Below are 19,207 nucleotides of genomic sequence, written 5' to 3' on the forward strand. Positions count from 1 at the left end.
GACGGTCGCGTCCGGACCGCCCTCGCCCGTGCCGTCGGCGTCGGCCGCACCGTCGGCGTCGACCTCGGTGCCGACGTCGGGGTCCCCCGGCGCGTCGTCCGCGGCGGTGCCCTCCGCGTCGTCGGCCCCGGTGGCGAGGCCGGCGACCGCGATCGTCGTCGACGCGGCCTCGTCCTGCGGCGCCTGCGCCTCCGCAGCGGCCCGCGCGGCGGCCGGCAGGGCCGCGATCACCCGGTCGAGGGCGGCCTCGTCGTGCGACGCCGAGACGAACCATGCCTCGAACGCCGACGGCGGTGCCGAGACGCCCGCGTCGAGCAGCGCGTGGAAGAACGGCCCGTACCGCCAGTGCTCCGAGGCCTGCACCGCCGCGTAGTCGCGGGCCCCGCGCGTGGCGGCCTCCTCGCCGAAGACGACGGAGAACAGGCTCCCGGCCCACTGGACGGCGTGCGGCACGCCCGCCTCGGCGAGCGCACCCGTCAGGGCACGGCGCAGGTGCGCGGCGGCGGCGTCGACATGCACGTACACCTCCGTGTCGGCGGCGCGCAGCGTCGCCAGGCCCGCGGCGGTGGCCACGGGGTTCCCCGACAGCGTGCCGGCCTGGTAGACCGGGCCGCGCGGGGCGAGCAGGTCCATCACCTCGGCGCGCCCGGCGACCGCGGCGACGGGCAGCCCGCCACCGATCACCTTGCCGAAGGTCAGCAGGTCCGGCGCCCAGTCCTCGACCCGGCCCTCCAGCCCCCACCAGCCGGCGGGGCCCACGCGGAACCCGGTCATCACCTCGTCCTGCACGAGCAGCGCACCGTGCCGGCGGGTGATCTCGCGCAGCGCCTTGTTGAAGCCCGGCAGCGGCGGCACGACGCCCATGTTCGCCGGCGCCGCCTCGGTGATCAGCGCCGCGATCCGGTCGCCGTGCTCGGCGAACGCGGCCTCGACCGCGGCCAGGTCGTTGTAGGGCAGCACGATCGTCTCGGCGGCCTGGGCCGCGGTGACGCCCGCGGAGCCCGGCATCCCGAACGTCGCCAGGCCCGAGCCGGCCTGCGCGAGGAGCGCGTCGACGTGCCCGTGGTAGCAGCCCGCGAACTTCACGACGAGGTCGCGGCCCGTCGCGCCGCGCGCCAGGCGCACCGCGGTCAGCACGGCCTCGGTGCCCGTCGAGACCAGGCGCACGCGCTCGGCCGCGGCCACGCGGGCGCGGATCTCGTCGACGAGCTCGACCTCGGTGGTCGTCGGGGCGCCGAACCCGAGGCCGCGGGCGGCCGCCTCCTGCACGGCCGCGACGACCGCGGGGTGCGCGTGGCCCAGGAGCGCCGGGCCCCAGGACCCGACCAGGTCGACGTACTCGCGCCCGTCGACGTCACGGACGAAAGGTCCCTGCGCCGAGGCGATGAACCGGGGTGTGCCGCCGACCGCGCCGAACGCGCGCACCGGGGAGTTCACCCCGCCGGGGATGACCTCCTCCGCGTGCGCGAACGCCGCGGCGCTCGTCGACGACCAGGTCGTCGCGTCGGTCTCGGTCTGCGTCATCGTCGCTCCTCCACGAGCCATGCGGCCAGCTCGGTGGCCCAGTAGGTCAGCACAACATCGGCACCTGCACGTCGGATGCTGAGGACCGACTCGGTGACTGCACCCCGTCGGTCGATCCACCCCTGCGCGGCGGCGGCCTCGATCATGGCGTACTCACCGGACACCTGGTAGGCGAACACGGGCACGGATGACGTCGCCGCGACGTCCGCGAGCACGTCCAGGTAGGACATCGCGGGCTTCACCATGACGACGTCCGCGCCCTCGGCCACGTCCGCCGCGACCTCGCGGGCGGCCTCCCGGCGGTTCGCCGGGTCCATCTGGTACGTGCGCCGGTCGCCGTGCAGCTGGGACTCGACGGCCTCGCGGAACGGGCCGTAGAACGCCGACGCGTACTTCGCGGCGTAGGCGAGCAGCGCGACGTCGGTGCGCCCGGCGGCGTCCAGGGCGTCGCGCGTGGCGGCGACCTGACCGTCCATCATGCCGCTGAGGCCGACGAGGTGGGCGCCGGCGTCGGCCTGCGCGAGGGCCATCGACGCGTACCGCTCGAGCGTCGCGTCGTTGTCGACCGTGCCGCGCGGGGTCAGCACGCCGCAGTGGCCGTGGTCGGTGAACTCGTCGAGGCACAGGTCGGCCTGCACGACGAGGGCGTCGCCGACCTCGGCGACGACGTCGGCGATCGCGACGTTGAGGACGCCGTCGGGCGCATCCGCCTGCGACCCGGTGGCGTCGCGGTGCTCGGGCACGCCGAACAGCATGATCCCGCCCACGCCGGCCTGCGCGGCCTGGGCGGCGGCGCGCCGCAGCGAGTCGCGGGTGTGCTGCAGCACGCCCGGCATGGACGACAGCGGGCGCGGCTCGGTCAGGCCCTCACGGACGAAGACGGGCAGCACGAGGTCGGCGGGGTCGACGCGCGTCTGCGCGACCAGGCGGCGCATCGCCGGGGACGTGCGCAGCCGGCGCAGACGCGTGCGGCCCGGGACGGGCACGGGGCCGGGGGTGGGGGTCACGGGTGCTCCTCGGAGGGGGTGGCGACGGCGACGAGCGCCGTGACGAGGCCGGCGAGCGACTGCTCGCGGGCCACGGCGTCGACGCGCAGCCCGCTGCGACGGGCCTGGACGGCGGTGCTGGGGCCGATGACGACGACGAGGGTGCTGGCCGGCGGCGGGCCGAGGTGGTCGACGAGCGAGCGCACGCTCGACGCCGACGTCAGCAGCACCGCGCGGATCGTGCCGTCGGCCCACGCCGTCGCGACGTCGGGCGGGGGCGGCTCGGCCGGCACGGTGCGGTAGGCGACGACGTCGTCGACCTGCCAGCCCGCGGCGGCGAGACCGTCGGTGAGCGTGGGTGCGGCCAGGTCGCCGCGGGGGACCAGCACGCGGCCGGTGGTGGGCGTCGGCGCGGCGGGCCACGGGCCGCGGGTGAACGCCGACCCGGCGGGCGGCTCCGGCGCGCGGGCGGTGCCGGGGGCCGGGAACGCCGCGACGAGGTCGGCGGCGGTCGACCGCACGGGCGGCACGAGCGCCACCGGTACGTCGAGGGCCTCCAGCGCGCGCCGGGTGCCGGGGCCCACCGCGGCCACCTGGGCACCGCCGCGGCGCACGATCGCGGCCAGCGGCTCGTCGGCGTGGGCCGCGCGCTGCGCGAGCACCGCGACCGCGGCCTGGCTGGTGACGGCCAGCCACTCGTACCAGCCGGCGCCCAGCGCGAGCAGGGCGTCGTCCAGCGGTGTCGGGTCCTGCGCCGGCACGGTCCGCACCAGCGGCACGACCACGGGCACGGCCCCGACGGCCCCGAGCGCGACGACCGCCGGGCTCGCGGCCCCCCACCCGGCCGGCACCGCGCCGCCCGGCACCGCGCGCGGGGCGCCGACCGGGCTCTCGAGCACGGTCCGGGCGGTCGAGGCGTGAGCCACGTCCCCCTCGTCGGGTGCGGGCGCGGGGGCGGGATGGGGGATGAGGGCGTCGGCGGGTGGCTGGGGGACCAGGACGTGCCAGCCCGCGAGGGGGTCCGCGGGGGGTGTCACGACGACGTCCCGAGGGGGGCGAGGTCCGCGGCGCCGTCGTCGACGAGCTGCTGCGCGAGCGCGACGCCGAGGGCGTGCGCGGCCGCGTCGTCGGGCGCCGGGCCGGACGCGCTGCGGCGCAGGACGCGCGTGCCGTCGGTCGCGCAGACCACCGCGTCGAGCACGAGGGCGCCGGCCCCGTCGAACCGGCCCCAGGCGCCCACCGGTGCCGCGCAGCCCGCCTCGAGGCGCGCGAGCACCGCGCGCTCGGCGACGACGGCCCGGCGGGTGGGGGCGTCGTCGAGGGCACGCAGGGCCTGCGCGAGCGGGCTCGCGGCGTCCGCGTCGGCGGTGCGGACCTCGACGGCCAGGGCGCCCTGGCCCGGTGCTGGGGCCAGCAGGTCGGGGTCGAAGAGCTGGGTGACGGTGCCGAGCCGGCCGAGCCGGCCCAGCCCCGCCGCCGCGAGCACGACCGCGTCGAGGTCGCCGCGCGGTCCTGCGGCGGCCGCGCCGGCGTCCGGGGCGGGCGGGGCGTCGGACGCGGGGGTGACGACGAGCCCGCGCACCCGGCGCAGCCGCGTCTCGACGTTGCCCCGCACGTCGACGACGTCGAGGTCGGGGCGGGCGGCGCGCAGCTGCGCGGCCCGCCGGGGGGACCCCGTGCCGACGCGGGCCCCCGGCGGCAGCGTGGCGAGCGTCAGGCCGTCCCGCGCGCACAGGGCGTCGCGGGCGTCGGCGCGCGGGGGGACGGCGGCGACGGTCAGCCCGGGCGCCGGCTGCGTGGGCAGGTCCTTGAGCGAGTGCACCGCGACGTCGCACCGGCCGGCCAGGAGCGCGTCGCGCAGCGCGGTGACGAAGACGCCGGTGCCGCCGAGGGACGCGAGCGGTGCGGCGACGCGGTCACCCTCGGTGCGCACGCGCACGGTCTCGACGGCGAGGTCGGCCAGCGCCGCGAGGGCGTCGGCGACGTGGCCGGTCTGCGTGAGGGCGAGGGTGCTCGCACGCGTGCCGACGCGGACGGTCTGGGGCATGGGCCCCAGTCTCTCCCGTCGTGCAGGATGGCGAAAATCCGACGTCCTGACGCGGTGTCAGGAAATGCGCGGAGGCGTCGCCGACGGTCGAACTGACAATCGGTCAGAAAAGCGTCCGGGCGAGGCGGCACGGACCCGGCAGAAATGTGACCCACGCCATTGTGCGCGTCATTCTGCGCCCGCGTCGACCGCCGTGGGCGCGAGCACGGACGCGGCAGCTGCGCGCGCGTCCGGCACCACCGACGCGAGCCCGTTGCCCGCCACCCACGCGCCGCACACGGCGACCCCCGGCATCGCCGGCACCGCCGCCCGGACGCGCGCCACGGCGGCCTGGTGCGCCGCGCTCGGCCGGGGCAGGGACTGGGTCCACCGCACCACCGCGTGCGCGCGCAGCGCCTCGGCGGGGATCGTCACGCCGAGCAGCCGCGACGCGTCCCGCAGCGCCGTCCGCACCGCGTCGGGCAGGTCGTCAGGCACGTCGTCGGGCGGGGCGCCGACCGCCGTGGTCGTGGTCCCCGCGGCCGCCGTCGCCGCCACCGACGGCGCGGGGGAGGACGGCGCGGGTGCGGGGTCGCCGGCGCGGCCGTACGAGAGGCGGACCACGTGCCGGCCCGGCCCCGCGGCCTGCGCCAGCCACGCCCACTTGGCGGTCGCGTGCGTCAGTGCCTTGGCACCGACGTCGTCCGCACCGGGACCCACCAGCACCCCGGTGCCGCGCGGCGCCGCGTCCAGCGCGGGCAGGTCCAGCACCAGCGTGACCAGGCCGACCGGCATCCCGTCGTCGGGCACGACGCCGGCCAGGTCCTGCCCGTCGAGCCCGTCGAGCAGCCCGGGCACGGGGGCGGCGAGCACGAGGCGCGCGGTCCGCACCGTGCGGTCGTCGCCCGCCGCGCTGCCGCGGCGCGTGCTCTCCAGGCGCACCCGCAGCGCACCGTCGGGATCCCGGGTCACGGCCGCGGCCCGGGTGCGCGGCAGCACCACGCCGCCGTGCGCCGTGACGTGCGCGACCAGCGCGTCGACCACCCGGTGCATGCCGCCGTGCACGCCCTGCACCGCCGCGCCCGCGGGCGCCCCGGCGCGCAGCGAGCCCACCGCGCGCGCCAGCGATCCGCGGCTGCGCCCCATCGCGGCGGTCAGGCCCGGGGCGGCGGAGTCGACCGTGACGTCGTCCGGGTCGGCGGCGTGCACCCCGCCGACCACCGGGTGCACGAGGCGGTCCACCACCGCGGACCCCATGCGGGCCCGCACGAGCGCCCCCAGGGTCGGCGCACCCGCCCCGACGCGTGCGGGCAGCACGAGGTCGAGGCACGCGCGCAGCGCCCCGGCCAGGCCGAGCGTGCGCCGCACGTCCGGCGCCCACGGGCGGGCCGGGACGCCCAGCAGCCCGGTCGCCGGCAGGGGCCCGTCGCGGTCGGTCAGGTGCACCCACGAGCCGCGCGGCTCGGGGGCGACCACGTCGTCCGCGAGCCCCAGCTCGTCGAGGAGGGGCACGACCGTGCCGCCCCGGGTCGCGTACGACTCCGCGCCGGCGTCGAGCCGCAGGCCGTCGACCTCGTGCGCGCGCACCGCGCCCCCGGGGGCGTCGCGGGCGTCGAGCACCAGCGTGCGCAGCCCGGCGAGCGCCAGGTCACGGGCGGCGACGAGCCCGCCGACGCCCGCCCCCACGACGACCGCGTCCCAGGGGGTGTCGACGACCGCCTCCGACCCGTCCGCGCCCACGGTCGCGCTCAGAGCTCGTGCGCGAGCGCCACGAGGCGGGTCAGCACGTCGGGGTCGGTCTCGGGCGGCACGCCGTGCCCGAGGTTGAGCACGTGGGACGGCGCCGACCGGCCCCGCTCGAGGACGTCGCGCACGTGCGCCTCCAGCACCGGCCAGGGGGCGCCGAGCAGCGCGGGGTCCACGTTGCCCTGCAGCGGCGTCGCCCCGCCCAGGCGTGCGGACGCCTCGTCCAGCGGCACCCGGTAGTCGACGCCCACGACGTCGGCCCCGGCGTCGCGCATCGCCACCAGCAGCTCGCCGGTGCCGACGCCGAAGTGCACGACCGGCACGCCCAGGGCGCGCACCCCGGCCAGGACCTGCGACGACGCGGGCGCGCAGCCGCGCACGTAGTCGGCCTTCGAGAGCGCCCCGGCCCACGAGTCGAACAGCTGCGCCGCGCTCGCACCCGCACGCACCTGCGCCTGGAGGAACGCGCCGCTCACCTCGGCGGTCCACGCCATGAGGGCGTCCCAGGCCGCGGGGTCGGCGTGCATCAGGCGGCGGGCGGCCAGGTGGTCGCGCGACGGGCCGCCCTCGACGAGGTACGCGGCCAGCGTGAACGGCGCCCCGGCGAACCCGATCAGCGGCGTGCCGCCGAGCGCCGCGACGGTCCGCGCGACGCCCGCCGCGACGGGGGCGAGCCGCTCGTCGTCGAGCGGGCCGAGGTCGCGCAGCCGCCGCACGTCGTCGAGCGTGCGCACGGGCGTGCCGAACACGGGGCCCACGCCGGGCTTGATGTCGACGTCCACGCCCACCAGGCGCAGCGGCACGACGATGTCGGAGAAGAAGATCGCCGCGTCCACGTCGTGCCGGCGCACGGGCTGCAGCGTGATCTCGGACGCCAGCTCCGGGTCGAGGCACGAGTCGAGCATCGCGACCCCCGCACGCGAGGCCCGGTACTCCGGCAGCGACCGGCCGGCCTGTCGCATGAACCACACCGGCTGGCGCTCCGGGCGGGTGCCGGAATAGGCCGTCACCAGTGCTGAGGCGGAAGTGCGGCCGTCGACGAGCGGGTGCTGGGCGGGAAGCGTCACCGGACGATTGTGCCGGACATTTCCAGGGATGATTCAATCGGCCCCGTGGTGCTGCTGTCCCTCGTCGCCAGCCATCACGATCTCGACCTGACGGTGCTGGAGCGTCTGCAGACGGACGTGCACGCCGTCGGCCGTGAGCTCGTGGGCGCGACCTCCCCCGTGGCCGGTGCCGTCGTCCTCGCGACGTGCAACCGGTTCGAGCTGTACCTGGACGTCGACGACGCCGACCGGGCGCCGCTCGCGCGGGCCGCCGTGGCCGAGGCGATCGCGGCGCGCTCCGGGTACGCCCCGGACGAGGTCGGCGGGCACCTGCACCCGCTGCTGGGCACCGACGTCAGCGCGCACCTGTTCTCCGTCGCGTCGGGGCTCGAGTCGATGGTCGTGGGGGAGCGGGAGATCGCGGGCCAGGTGCGCCGTGCCCTGACCACGGCCCGGCGGGACGGCACGACGACGTCCGCGCTCGAGGCCCTCTTCCAGGCGGCGTCGCGGGCCTCGCGCGCCGTCGAGACGGGCACCGGCCTCGGCGGCACCGGTCGCTCGGTCGTCGGCGTCGCGCTCGACCTCGCCGAGCGCACCCTGCCGTCGCGCGACGGGCGCCCCGACTGGTGCGGCACCCGCACCGTGCTCATCGGCACCGGCTCCTACGCCGGCGCGAGCCTGGCCGCGCTGCGGGCCCGCGGCGTGCAGGACGTGCTCGTGCACTCCCCGAGCGGCCGGGCCGCGGCCTTCGCGAGCGCGCGCGGCGCCCGGGCCCTGCCGTCCGGCGACGACCTGCTGGCGGAGGTCGCCCGCGCCGACCTGGTGGTCGCGTGCAGCGGCGCGGCCGGGGCCGTGCTCGGCGTGGAGGCGCTCGCCGCCGCGCGTCCCGCCGGCGCGCAGCCGCTCACCGTGGTCGACCTGGCGCTGCGGCACGACGTGGACCCCGGGGTGCGGACCCTGCCGGGCGTCGCCCTCGTCTCGCTGCAGACGGTCGCCGACCACGCGCCCGCCGAGCACGCCGCGCTGGAGCACGCGCGCGAGATCGTGGACACGGCCGCGCGGGACTTCGAGGCGGAGCGGCGCGTGCGGGAGTGGAACCCGGCGGTCGTGGCCGAGCGGGCCCGCGTGCTCGGGGCGCTGGAGCGGTCCTTGGCGGCGGTCCCCGACGAGGTCCGCGACGAGCGGGTGGAGCGCTCGCTGCGTCGGCGCACGCGGACCGCGCTGCACGCGCCCACCGTGGCGGCACGCGAGGCCGCCCGCGCCGGTGACGCGGCGGCCTACGCGCAGGCCCTGGCGGCCCTCGCGGCGGTCGAGCACCCCCCGGTCCCGGCCTCCGCCTGACGCCGCGGTCCGACGCCCACCGCCCGGCCGCGGCTGCGACGAGAGGCCGTCGGGACCGGGTGCGACCGAGCGGCATCCGACCGACCGATGTCCGGTGGAGCCATGTCCGATCGCGTCCGCTTTGTCCCGCATCGTGAGACGGCGGGCCCGCTGCCGACCGTCGGGCCGGGACGCACGAAGGCCCCCGCCGTCCGGCGGGGGCCTTCGCACTGCTCTGACGGGCGCACCGGGCCTGGTCGGGGGGGAGGACCAGGCCCGGTGCGGTCCGTGGGGGCCACGCTCGTGCAGCGTGTCCCGTTCCCCGGCGGCGAGCGCCAGGGCCTCGAGCTAGTTCATGGGGTCGGGCTCACGAGTGGGCCCAGTACTGCTGCTGCTGCTCTGCGGCGGCCGGTCCAGGGGTCCAGGTGTGCGGCACGACCTGGTTGGTCTGGATGTCCGTCAGCTCAGCAGCGTAGACGATCGCCTCGTACACGCCAGCCTCGATGCGCTCGAGGTGCAGACGCTCCGCACGCTCGATGTCGTCACCGAGGTGCGAGATGCGCGCGACGACGTACCGCTGAGCATCCTGCCACTGATCGACGACGCGCACGGACAAACCGTTCCACCGGGCCGTCAGGTCGAGCTCGAAGAGCTCGCTGACGTCCTCCCGGGCGACGCGGCGGAACCAGCGGCCCGAGGGCGACTGCTGGAACCCGGTCTCCGCGAGCGGCGGGTTGGCGAGCGCGAGCACCACGGTCCGACCGCCGTCGACGACGTCCGCCTCGAGGTACGCCCCGTGCCACTTGGCCACGGGACCCACGCAGCGCGACAGCGACGCGAGCGACGGGCGCGGGGCCCCCAGCTGCGTCACGGTCCACCCGGAGCCGACGTCGCCGTAGCGGGCCAGCAGCGTGGAGGAGCCGTCGTCGAAGACGCGGATGAGCTCGGCACCCGGGGGGATGCGCGAGTGGCGCAACCACCACAGGGGCACGATGTACCCGGGCACGTCGCGGTACTGCAGCTGCGGCGACGACTCGAACCGCAGGATGTCGATGTACCGGTCGTAGGGGCTGAAGGGCGAGCCCGGGTAGCCCAGGCCGTGCACCTCGAAGAGCTGGGCCGGCGTGGTGGCGAACGCGACGTCCTCTGCACGGACCACGTAGCCGGCGATGCGGTCGTGACCCTGCGTGAGGTGCGCGTGCGTCAGCGACGGCGTGATCGCTTTCTGCATCAACGTCACAGGGGGTTCCTTGCCGTATCGGATGAAGGGGAGGATTCCGACGGACAGGACGATTCTTACCCCCAGCCGGGCGGCTGTCCAGGTCTCGCGGCCAGTCATCCGTGACCGGTCCCACCTGCGGGCGCACGGTTGAGCCGAACGGGTGAATCCGTGCCCCTGTCAGGGGCCGCGAGACCGGGCGAACCGGACGCTCAGTCGTCCAGACGGGTGACGAGCTCGGCCGCGAGTCCCACGTAGGTCGCCGGTGTCATGGCGGCCAGGCGTTCCGCGACGTCCCCCGGGAGGCCCAGTCCCGCCACGAACGAGCGCATCTCGTCCCCCGTCAGACGGTGCCCGCGCGTCAGCTCCTTGAGCCTCTCGTACGGGTTCTCCATGCCCGTGACCCCCGCGACCGACGCCGCGCGCATCGCCGACTGCACGGCCTCGCCCAGCACCTCCCAGTTCTGGTCGAGCTCGCGGGCCAGCAGCGCCTCGTCGACGGACAGGGCGCGCAGGCCGCGGCGCACGTTGTCGATCGCCAGCAGCGAGTGCCCGAACGCGGGGCCGATGTTGCGCTGCGTCGTGGAGTCCGTGAGGTCGCGCTGCAGGCGGCTCGTCACGAGGGTCGCGCCGAGGGTGTCGAGCAGCGCGCACGACACCTCGAGGTTCGCCTCCGCGTTCTCGAAGCGGATCGGGTTGACCTTGTGCGGCATCGTCGAGCTGCCCGTGGCCCCCGCGACGGGGATCTGCGTGAAGACGCCGCGCGAGATGTACGTCCACACGTCGGTCGCCAGGTTGTGCAGCACGCGGTTGTAGCGGGCGACGTCCGCGTAGAGCTCGGCCTGCCAGTCGTGCGACTCGATCTGCGTGGTCAGCGGGTTCCACACCAGTCCGAGGTGCTCGACGAACGTGCGGGAGACCTCCGGCCAGTCCGCGCCCGGCACGGCCGCGACGTGCGCGCCGTACGTGCCCGTGGCGCCGTTGAGCTTGCCCAGCACCTCGTCCGACGCGATGCGGCGCAGCTGGCGGCGCAGGCGGTGCGCGAGCACGGCCAGCTCCTTGCCGAGCGTGGTCGGCGTGGCCGGCTGCCCGTGCGTCAGCGCGAGCATCGGCACCTGCGCGTGCTCGCGCGCCAGGTCCGCGACGTCGTCGGCCAGCGCGGCCGCCGCCGGCAGCCACACCTCGTGCACGGCCCCGCGCACCATCAGCGCGTAGGACAGGTTGTTGACGTCCTCGCTCGTGAGCGCGAAGTGCACGAGCTCGGCGACCTGCGGCAGCACCGTGCCGGCGCGCAGCGGCTCGGGGGCGGCGGCGATCCGGCGCTTGAGGAAGTACTCGACGGCCTTCACGTCGTGCACGGTCGTGCGCTCGATCTCCGCGAGCTCGGCGATCTCGTCGGCGCCGAAGGACGCGACGACCCCTCGCAGGTACGCGACCTCGTCGTCGGCGAGCACGGGTGCACCCGGCACCACCTGGTGCGTGGTCAGGTGCACCACCCACTCGACCTCGACCGCGAGCCGGGCGCGGTTGAGCGCCGCCTCGGAGAGGTGGTCGACGAGCGGGGCGACGGTGCCCCGGTAGCGGCCGTCGAGCGGGCCGAGGGCGATCGACGGGCTGACGTCGGCGAGCCGGACGCGCTCGGCGGGCAGCGGCGACGGGGTGCGGGCGGGGTCGGGCGTGGCCATGCCCCGATCCTCCCAGAGGGTGACGGGCGCGCGGCGCCGTGTCCGACGCCGGCCGCCCGCGGTCACCGTCCTGTCGTCGAGAAGTGCTGGTAGTCCGTCGGCGACGACCAGTGCCCGCCCCACGCCCACCCGTGCGCCGCGAACGCCCGCACCACCACGTCACCGTCGTGCACCACGCCGGGCGCGTCGGGCCGGTCGACGAAGGCGGCTCCCGCCGGCGGCAGGACCGTCCCGCCCCGCACGTACGGGTTCTCGACGGGGTTCACGTCGACCGCACGCCCGTACGCGTGCTCGGACCAGCCGCTCCCGCCCGTCACGGCCCGGCAGTTGAACGCCGACGTGTTGTCCGCCGCCATCGACGCGTCGTCGTCGGCGCCGAAGTCGTCGACGAGCCGCACCGACGTCAGCGGGAACCGCGCGTCGAAGAGCGCGCGGAACACCTCGACGAGCCCGTCGGCGACGTCGGCGTGCACCACGAGCTCGCCGGTGACGACCGCGCCGGTCATGTCGTGGTGGCGGACCGTGACGTGGCGCAGGTCCTCCAGCGGGACGGGGCACCCGGGACGCCACGACGCGTGCATGCGCGCGGCCAGCTCCGGGGTGATCGGCCCGACCGACGCTTCGAACGCGGGAGGCTCCGGGCTGGGGCTGGGGCTGGGGCTGGGGCTGGGGCTGGGGCTGGGCGTCGCGGTCGGGACGGGCGGCGGGTGCGTGCGCGTCGTCGTCGGACGGGTGCCCGGACCCGACGCGGCCGGGGCGGACGCGGCGGTCGGCCCTGGCGGCGCGGCGTCACCGGGCGGCACGGCGCACCCTGCTGCCGCCCCGAGGGCGAGAGCCGTGACGAGGAGCAGGCGCCGCACCGGAGCGTGCGTCCCGGTGCGGGCCGTCCACCTGGTCCCGTGCTTCCCGCCGTCCCCGCCCACCGGACGAGCATCGCCGTGCCCGGCGGCCCGCGCCAGCGCGCGGCGCCTCGCCCGCCCGCCGCCCTGCCGGCCCCGCCGCCGCGTCCGCGCGGCTAGCCTGACGCGGACGACGACCAGGGGGTGCAGTGACGACGACGCGCACGGGCGCCGCGGTCCCGGCCGCCCTGGCCGGCGGGCTCGTCGTCCTCGCCGTCCTCGGTGCTGCGCTGGCGGGACCGCTCGACCTGCGCACGGTCGGGCGCGACGGCACGGGCCCCGACCTGCGCGCGACGGCACCGCCGGTGTCGCAGCCGCCGCTGCCGACGAGCTCCGTGCAGGGCCCCCCGCAGGTGCCCGGCGCCACCGAGATCGCCCCGTGGATCCTCGTCGTCGTCGGACTCGTCGTCGTCGGGCTGCTCGGTGCCGCGCTGGTCGCGGCGCTGCGCCGGCTCGTCGAGAGCCGCGGCGCGACCCCGCCCGAGGACGACGGGGTGGTCGCCCCGGGCGAGGACCCCGGGGGGAGCGTGGACGACGAGGCGCTCGCGGTGCTGCGGGAGGGCGTGCGCGCTGCCACCCGCGAGCTGGACGACGACGTGCCGCCGGGCGACGCGGTCGTCGCCGCGTGGGTGGCGGTCGAGCGCGCGGCGGCCGCGACCGGCGTCGAGCGGGACCGCGCGCAGACCGCCACCGAGCTGGCGCTCGCGGTGCTGGGCGCGACGCGCGCCGACCCGGGGTCGACCCGCGAGCTGCTGGGGCTGTACCTGGCGGCGCGGTACGGCGCCGAGCCGGTGTCCGGGCCGGACGTGGCCCGCGCCCGGGCGCTGCTCGCGGTCGTCGCCCAGGGCCTCGCCGCCCGCCAGGACGCGCCCGCACGGGTCGGTCCCGACGTGACTCCTCCCGACGTGCCGCGCACCGACGTCCCGCGCACCGACGTGACGTCCGCCGACGTGACGTCCGCCGACGTGCCGCGAACCGACGACGGGCCGCTGCCGTGAGCCCCGCCGCCGCGCTGCGGGCGGTCGGCGCGCGGGTGTGGCGCCCGGCGCTCGCGGCCGCGATCGTCGGCGTGCTGTCGACGGTCGCCGGCATGGCGGTCGGCGCAGCCGTGGTCCTCGCGGCGGGTGCGGCGGCGCTCGTCGTCGTGGCCGAGCACGTCGACCTGCGCGCCGAGCCCGCGCCCGAGCGGCACCGCACGGCGCGCCGCGACGGCAGCCGCGGCGAGGTGCTGGACCTCGCGTGGTCGATGGTCGGCCGCGACGGGCGGGCGGGGGAGCGGTCGTTGCGGCGGCTGCGCGCGGCCGCCGCCCGCCGCCTGGCCCGGCACGGCCTGGACCTCGCCGACGCCGCGGACGCGGACGCGGTCCGCGCCCTCGTCGGTACCCGTGCCCACGCGACGCTGACCCGCACGACCCACCCGCTGCCGTCGCTCGGCGACCTGCAGCACACGCTGACGGTCCTCGAGGGCCTCGGCGCCGACCGCCGGACCACCGGCACCGCGAGGAGCTCATGACCACCGCAGCCGACGCCGGCCCCCTGACCGTCCGCGAGGTCGCCGTGCGCGGCCAGGCCGTGCTCGACGAGGTCGCGACGGCCGTCGTCGGCATGGCCGGCCCCGTGCGCCTGGCGCTGGCCGCAGTTCTCGCCGGCGGGCACGTGCTGTTCGAGGACGTGCCCGGGCTCGGCAAGACCCTCGCGGCGCGCAGCCTGGCGACCGCGCTGGGCCTCGACTTCAGCCGCATCCAGTGCACCCCCGACCTGCTGCCGTCGGACGTCACCGGGTCCAGCGTCTACGACCCCGCGACGCAGGCGTTCACGTTCCGCCCCGGCCCGGTGTTCACCGGCCTGCTGCTGGCCGACGAGATCAACCGCACCGCCCCCAAGACGCAGTCCGCGCTGCTCGAGGCGATGGCCGAGCGGCAGGTCAGCGTCGACGGCACCACGCACGCGCTGCCCGCGCCGTTCCACGTCGTCGCCACGTCCAACCCCGTGGAGTACGAGGGCACCTACCCGCTGCCCGAGGCGCAGCTCGACCGGTTCATGGTGCGGCTCGCCGTCGGGTACCCCGAGCGGGCCGCGGAGGTCGACGTGCTCGCCCGGCGCCTGGGCCGCCGTCGGGAGGGCGCCACGGTGCGGAGGGTCGTCGACGCCGCGACGCTGCTGCGCATGCAGGCGGGCGTGGAGGACGTCGCGGTCGACGACGACGTGCTCGCGTACTGCGTGGACCTGGCCGCCGCGACCCGCGCGCACCGGGCGGTGGAGGTCGGGGCGTCGCCGCGCGGGTCGCAGGCGCTCGTGCTCGTCGCCCGCGGCCTGGCCGTGCTCGACGGGCGCGCGTACGTCACGCCGGAGGACGTCAAGGCCGTCGCGGTCCCGGCGCTCGCGCACCGGCTGTCGCTGAGCCCGCAGGCGTGGGCGGCGGGCCTGGCGCCGCAGTCCGTCGTCGAGGAGGTCCTCACCCAGGTGCCGGGCCCGACCACCGCCCGGCGCGGATGACGCCCCCCGGGCAGGGCGCGGCCGGGCACCGCCCCGCCGTCGACGCGACGCCCTGGGCACCGACCCTCGCGGTCGCCACCGGTGCCGTCGCGGGCGTGCTGGTGCTGGTGCTGGCCGTGCTCGCCGGCCGCGGCGACGTCGCCGTCGTCGTGGCCGCTCCGCTGCTCACCGCCGTCGTCGTGCGGCACCGCCGCCCCACGGGCTCGGTGCGGGCCTGGTTCGCCGGCCCGGCCGACGAGGCCGGCGACGACGGGCGCGACCTCGCCGGGCCCGACGGCACCCTGCGCGCCGCGCTCTGGCTCGACGCGCCCGCGGGCGCCGCCGCGCACGTGGCCCTCACCCGGCAGGGCCGCGCCGTCGCCGACGCGCTCGTGCACGTCGACGGCACCCGACGCCTGCCCGTCACCGCCCGCACCGTGCGCACCGGCCCGCAGGAGGTCGCGACCGCGGTCGTCCAGGGCGTCGGCCCCGGCGCCGCGTCCGTCGCCGACCCCGCCGACGCCGTCGACCGCCGCACCGTCGTGCTGCCCCGCGCCACCCCGGTGCGCGAGGTGCCCCTGCCGCCCCGGCTGCGCGGCACGACCGGCGCGCACCCCGCCCGCCGTCCCGGCGAGGGCGGCGACCTGCGCGACGTGCACCCCTGGGGCCCCGGTGACCGCCTGCGCCGCATCGACTGGCGCGTCACCGCCCGCCGCTCGCCCGACCTGCGCGATCTGTACGTCCGCCGCGAGCACACCCTCGCCGAGGCCGTCGTCGTCCTCGTCGTCGACTCCCGCGACGACGTCGGCCCCGACCCCCGCACGTGGCGCGGCCCGGTCCCGCCCGACCCTGCCGACGCGACGTCCCTCGACCGCGCCCGCGAGGCCGCCGCGACCCTGGCCCGCGCGTTCCTCGACCAGGGCGACCGCGTCGGCCTCGACGACCTCGGGGTGCGCCGCCGGCCCCTGCCGCCCGGCGGCGGGCGCCGCCAGCTCCAGCGGGTGCGGCACGCGCTGGCCGGCACCCACCCCGCCGGCGACCCGCCCGTGCGCGTCCGCGCGCCGCGCCTGCCGTCGGGTGCGCTCGCGGTGGTGTTCTCCACGTTCCTCGACGACGAGGCCGCGGCCGTGGCGACGCAGTGGCGCGCCGCCGGGCACCGCGTCGTCGCCGTGGACGTCCTGCCCGCCCTGCGCAGCGCCGACCTCTCGGTCCGTGAGCGGCTGGCCGTGCGTCTGGTGACGCTCACGCGCGAGGACCGCGTCGCCGAGCTCGCCGACCAGGGCGTCGAGGTGGTCGCGTGGCGCGACGACCCGGCCGTCGCGCTGCAGGTGCTCGCGCGCCGCGGCCGCCGGCACGCCGGGGCGGGGGTCGTGTGACCCGCGTCCCGCTGCCTGGCGCGGCCCGCGAGCCGGAGGTCGAGATCGCCACCGGGCCGGCCGTCCCCGCCCTCGTGCTGCGCGCGGCGGTGGCGCTGCTGGGCGCCGCGGTCCTGGTCCTCGCCGCCCTCGCGCCCGGGGGACCGGTGGCCCCGGGTGCCGTGCCGGTGCTCGCTCTGCTCGGGGTCGTCCCGGCGATCCGGCCCCGCGCGGGCCTGGCAGCCCTTGTCGTCGCCGGAGCCGCCGTCGCGCTGCTCGCGGCCGACCCGCTGGGCGGCTGGCACCTGGCCGGGCTCGTGCTGGCCGTGCACCTGCTGCTGTGGCTGGCGGCGGTCGCCGCGCGCACCACGCTGCGCACCCGCGTCGAGGTGGCCGTGCTGCGCGCCGACCTCCCGCTCGTCGCCGGCCTCCAGGCCGCCGCCCAGGTGCTCGCGCTGGCCGTCGGCGTCCTCGCCGGGGCCACCGCTGGCGGCGACGCGTGGCGCCTGCTCGGCCTCGCGGCGGCGGTCGGCGTCACCGCCGTCGCCCTGCGCCGCCCCGCGCAGCCCTGGTGGCAGGGCCGCTGACCTGACGAGCCGACCACAGCCCGCGGCCGTGACCTGCGGGGACGCGGGCAGGGGCGGATGGCGGACGGGTCGGCAGGGAGGCGCCTAGCGTCCCGGTCCCATGACCTTCGCCCTCGTCGACCACCACGTCGACGCCGCCCGCCAGGAGATCGCGTCGGCCGCCGCCGTGCTGGGCGGGCTCGGGGACCTGTGGTGGACCGGGCCGGCGGCGACGGCGTTCGCCGACCGGCGGGCGGAGGTCGCCGCGCTGCTCGTGCGGACGGCCCGGTCGCTCGACGACGTCGACGCCGCGTCGCGGACCGCGCGGGCGGGGGCCCTGTGCGTCGCGCCGGGGACGGGCACGGGGTGGGCGCCCGCGCCGCCCGTGCTCGCGCCCGCGCCCTCGGCCTGGCCGCCCGCGCCGGTGGCCCCCTGGTGAGCGTCGACCACGGCACGCAGGTCCGCATCGACGCCGGCGGCACCCGGGTCGTCGACACCGACGCCCTCGCCGCGGCAGCCGCCGCGCTGCGTGTCGCGGCGCGGCACCTGGATGCGGCGCACGCGGACCTGGGGGCGGCGCTGGCGGCGGCGCAGGGCGCGGCGGGGGACTCGCCGGCGGGCCCTGCGCTCGTGAGCGCGGTGCAGCAGGCGCGCTCGGGGCCGGTGGCTCCGTGGTGGGTCGCGCAGGACGTGCGCGACCTCGCCGACCGGCTGCGGGACGCGGCGACGACGTACGACGGCGCCGAGACGGCCGCGGACGGGTTCGTGCGGGGGGCCGCCGCGGGTGCGGGGTGGGCGCTCGCGCTGACGTCGCCGACGTGGCTGCTCGGGGTCGTGGGGGTGGGTGCGACGGCGCTGGCCGTCGACGCGGGTGCCGTGCTGCTGGTGCGTTCCGTGCTGTGGCTGCCGGGGGACCCGTCACCGCTGGCCGCGACCGGTGACCACGTGCAGGACCGGGTCGCGTGGTTGTCGGCGTCGGCGGCCGCGGCGCCGTTCGTGCAGCTCGTGGCCGGGGGGCTGCGCGCGTCCACCGGCGGGCTGGTGCCCTCGGCCGAGCCGGTGCCGGGGTTCGCGGGTCGGGTCGGGTCGCTGCTGCCCGTGCAGCCGACACGGCTCGTGCCCCGGCTCGACCCGCCGCAGCTGCCCGCGCCGCGCGGGGTGGCGGACCTCGTCGCGGGCGTCGGGGTGTCCTACGGTCACGACGACGCACCGGGCGCCGCGGCCACGCCCCCGGCGACGCTGACGATCCAGCGGCTCGACCACCCGGACGGCACGGTCGCGTGGGTCGTCACCGTGCCGGGCACCCAGTCGGCGGGGTTCTCGGGCGACCCGCTCACGCACAACGGCACCAACCTGCGGGCCGTCGCAGGGCTGCCGGACGCGATGTCGCAGTCGGTGCTGGCCGCCATGGCGACCGTCGGGGTCGGGGCGGACGAGCCGGTCGCGATCGTGGGGCACAGCCAGGGCGGGATGGTCGCCGCGAGCGTGGCCGCGACCGCGCTGGCGACCCGCACCTTCGACGTGCGGACGGTGGTGGCCGCCGGGTCGCCGGACGTGCCGGCCGCGCTGCCGGCCCGCGTGCCCGTCGTGCGGCTGCAGCACGACACCGACCTGGTGCCGCTGCTCGACGGGCGTCGCGAGGTCGCCCCGGCGCCGAACGTGCTCAGCGTGACCCGCGACCTGCGGGCCGACGGCACCACCCCGACCGTCTCGGGCTCGCACGGCGTCGCGGAGTACACGCGCACCGCGGCCGCGCTCGACGACGCGCTGGCCGGCGCCCCCGCCACGGACCCGCACCGGCGTGCGCTGGCCGCGGTGCTGGGCCCGGAGGGCACGACGTCGCGCACGTGGCAGCTCACGGCCGTCGTCGACGTGCCGGAGCCCGCTCCGTCCGGGGGACAGGTCGGACCCGGCCTCGGGGAGCCGGCGGCGTTCCCGCCGCCCGTCCCGGTGCTCGGGCCGGTCGCGTCGCCGTTCGCCGACGTCAGTCGCGCGAGGTGACCGCCGAGAGCACGAAGCTGACCACCGCGACGATCAGCCCGCCGAGCACCGCGGTGCCGAAGTCCTCGATGCGCAGGCCCCACGACGTCTGCTCGGTGATCCACGCGGTGAGCATGAGCATCAGCGCGTTCACGACCAGCGTGAACAGCCCGAGCGTGAGGATGTACAGCGGGATCGACAGGACGTTCACGATCGGCTTGACGATCGCGTTCACGAGCCCGAAGACGAGGGCGACGAGCAGGATCACGCCGATCTCGCCGCCGGTGGAGTCCCCGCCGATCACCGTCAGGCCGGGCAGGAGGAGCGTCGCCAGCCAGATGGCGACACCGTTGATGAGGACGCGCACGACGAATCCCATG

At 77.9% G+C, this 19,207-nt stretch carries 17 protein-coding genes and 1 pseudogene; 8 read left to right on the forward strand and 10 right to left on the reverse strand.

What is annotated here, in order from left to right:
- Positions 1 to 180: 180 nt before the first annotated feature.
- The 6 genes and pseudogenes from hemL to hemE form a co-directional block, all read right to left on the reverse strand.
- A pseudogene (hemL, locus tag FBY24_RS07445) lies at positions 181 to 1,524 on the reverse strand (glutamate-1-semialdehyde 2,1-aminomutase); the annotation flags it as partial.
- The gene (gene hemB / locus FBY24_RS07450; protein WP_142159413.1) at positions 1,521 to 2,531 is read right to left on the reverse strand and encodes a porphobilinogen synthase; all 1,011 of its coding nucleotides are present in this window, start codon (positions 2,529 to 2,531) and stop codon (positions 1,521 to 1,523) included. The pseudogene hemL and the gene hemB, both read right to left, overlap by 4 nt.
- Complete coding sequence (locus FBY24_RS07455) at positions 2,528 to 3,547, reverse strand: uroporphyrinogen-III synthase (RefSeq protein WP_142159415.1); 1,020 nt, start codon at positions 3,545 to 3,547, stop codon at positions 2,528 to 2,530. Before FBY24_RS07455 ends, hemB begins: the two co-directional genes overlap by 4 nt.
- Positions 3,544 to 4,557: a hydroxymethylbilane synthase gene (hemC, locus tag FBY24_RS07460; RefSeq protein WP_142159418.1), complete on the reverse strand. Its 1,014-nt coding sequence runs from the start codon at positions 4,555 to 4,557 to the stop codon at positions 3,544 to 3,546. Before hemC ends, FBY24_RS07455 begins: the two co-directional genes overlap by 4 nt.
- Positions 4,558 to 4,725: 168 nt before the next feature.
- Entirely contained in the window at positions 4,726 to 6,276 is a 1,551-nt protein-coding gene (locus FBY24_RS07465) for an NAD(P)/FAD-dependent oxidoreductase (protein ID WP_174243473.1), read from the reverse strand.
- Between the two features lie 8 nt (positions 6,277 to 6,284).
- Positions 6,285 to 7,349: a uroporphyrinogen decarboxylase gene (hemE, locus tag FBY24_RS07470; RefSeq protein ID WP_142159420.1), complete on the reverse strand. Its 1,065-nt coding sequence runs from the start codon at positions 7,347 to 7,349 to the stop codon at positions 6,285 to 6,287.
- Between the two features lie 45 nt (positions 7,350 to 7,394).
- On the opposite strand from hemE, the gene FBY24_RS07475 reads away from it, so the two are divergent.
- Positions 7,395 to 8,669: a glutamyl-tRNA reductase gene (locus FBY24_RS07475; RefSeq protein ID WP_142159422.1), complete on the forward strand. Its 1,275-nt coding sequence runs from the start codon at positions 7,395 to 7,397 to the stop codon at positions 8,667 to 8,669.
- 346 nt (positions 8,670 to 9,015) lie between these two features.
- Here FBY24_RS07475 and FBY24_RS07480 read toward each other — a convergent pair whose 3' ends face one another.
- The 3 genes from FBY24_RS07480 to FBY24_RS07490 all read right to left on the reverse strand — a co-directional run bounded on the left by FBY24_RS07480 (position 9,016) and on the right by FBY24_RS07490 (position 12,133).
- Entirely contained in the window at positions 9,016 to 9,879 is an 864-nt protein-coding gene (locus FBY24_RS07480; RefSeq protein WP_218886997.1) for a hypothetical protein, read from the reverse strand.
- A 200-nt stretch (positions 9,880 to 10,079) separates the two neighbouring features.
- A complete protein-coding gene (gene purB, locus FBY24_RS07485) occupies positions 10,080 to 11,552 on the reverse strand; it encodes an adenylosuccinate lyase (RefSeq protein WP_142159424.1) in 1,473 nt (490 codons plus the stop codon).
- A 62-nt stretch (positions 11,553 to 11,614) separates the two neighbouring features.
- The gene (locus tag FBY24_RS07490; RefSeq protein ID WP_255432283.1) at positions 11,615 to 12,133 is read right to left on the reverse strand and encodes a M15 family metallopeptidase; all 519 of its coding nucleotides are present in this window, start codon (positions 12,131 to 12,133) and stop codon (positions 11,615 to 11,617) included.
- A 467-nt stretch (positions 12,134 to 12,600) separates the two neighbouring features.
- Here FBY24_RS07490 and FBY24_RS07495 point away from each other — a divergent pair, with 467 nt between their 5' ends.
- The 7 genes from FBY24_RS07495 (at position 12,601) to FBY24_RS07525 (ending at position 18,848) form a co-directional block, all read left to right on the forward strand.
- Positions 12,601 to 13,449: a DUF4129 domain-containing protein gene (locus FBY24_RS07495; RefSeq protein ID WP_142159426.1), complete on the forward strand. Its 849-nt coding sequence runs from the start codon at positions 12,601 to 12,603 to the stop codon at positions 13,447 to 13,449.
- The gene (locus tag FBY24_RS07500) at positions 13,446 to 13,964 is read left to right on the forward strand and encodes a hypothetical protein (RefSeq protein ID WP_142159428.1); all 519 of its coding nucleotides are present in this window, start codon (positions 13,446 to 13,448) and stop codon (positions 13,962 to 13,964) included. Before FBY24_RS07495 ends, FBY24_RS07500 begins: the two co-directional genes overlap by 4 nt.
- The gene (locus FBY24_RS07505) at positions 13,961 to 14,947 is read left to right on the forward strand and encodes a MoxR family ATPase (RefSeq protein WP_142159430.1); all 987 of its coding nucleotides are present in this window, start codon (positions 13,961 to 13,963) and stop codon (positions 14,945 to 14,947) included. The genes FBY24_RS07500 and FBY24_RS07505 overlap by 4 nt, the downstream gene beginning before the upstream one ends.
- Complete coding sequence (locus FBY24_RS07510) at positions 14,944 to 16,302, forward strand: DUF58 domain-containing protein (protein ID WP_142159433.1); 1,359 nt, start codon at positions 14,944 to 14,946, stop codon at positions 16,300 to 16,302. The genes FBY24_RS07505 and FBY24_RS07510 overlap by 4 nt, the downstream gene beginning before the upstream one ends.
- The gene (locus tag FBY24_RS07515; protein WP_142159435.1) at positions 16,299 to 16,868 is read left to right on the forward strand and encodes a hypothetical protein; all 570 of its coding nucleotides are present in this window, start codon (positions 16,299 to 16,301) and stop codon (positions 16,866 to 16,868) included. The genes FBY24_RS07510 and FBY24_RS07515 overlap by 4 nt, the downstream gene beginning before the upstream one ends.
- 100 nt (positions 16,869 to 16,968) lie before the next feature.
- Positions 16,969 to 17,286, forward strand: coding sequence for a hypothetical protein (locus FBY24_RS07520; RefSeq protein WP_142159437.1), 318 nt, complete (start codon positions 16,969 to 16,971; stop codon positions 17,284 to 17,286).
- The gene (locus FBY24_RS07525; RefSeq protein ID WP_142159439.1) at positions 17,283 to 18,848 is read left to right on the forward strand and encodes a hypothetical protein; all 1,566 of its coding nucleotides are present in this window, start codon (positions 17,283 to 17,285) and stop codon (positions 18,846 to 18,848) included. The genes FBY24_RS07520 and FBY24_RS07525 overlap by 4 nt, the downstream gene beginning before the upstream one ends.
- Here FBY24_RS07525 and FBY24_RS07530 read toward each other — a convergent pair.
- The gene (locus FBY24_RS07530; RefSeq protein ID WP_142159441.1) at positions 18,832 to 19,206 is read right to left on the reverse strand and encodes a phage holin family protein; all 375 of its coding nucleotides are present in this window, start codon (positions 19,204 to 19,206) and stop codon (positions 18,832 to 18,834) included. The two genes, FBY24_RS07525 and FBY24_RS07530, sit on opposite strands and share 17 nt — an antisense overlap.
- Position 19,207 lies beyond the last annotated feature (1 nt).

This window comes from Cellulomonas sp. SLBN-39 (assembly GCF_006715865.1).
Classification (GTDB): Bacteria; Actinomycetota; Actinomycetes; order Actinomycetales; family Cellulomonadaceae; genus Cellulomonas.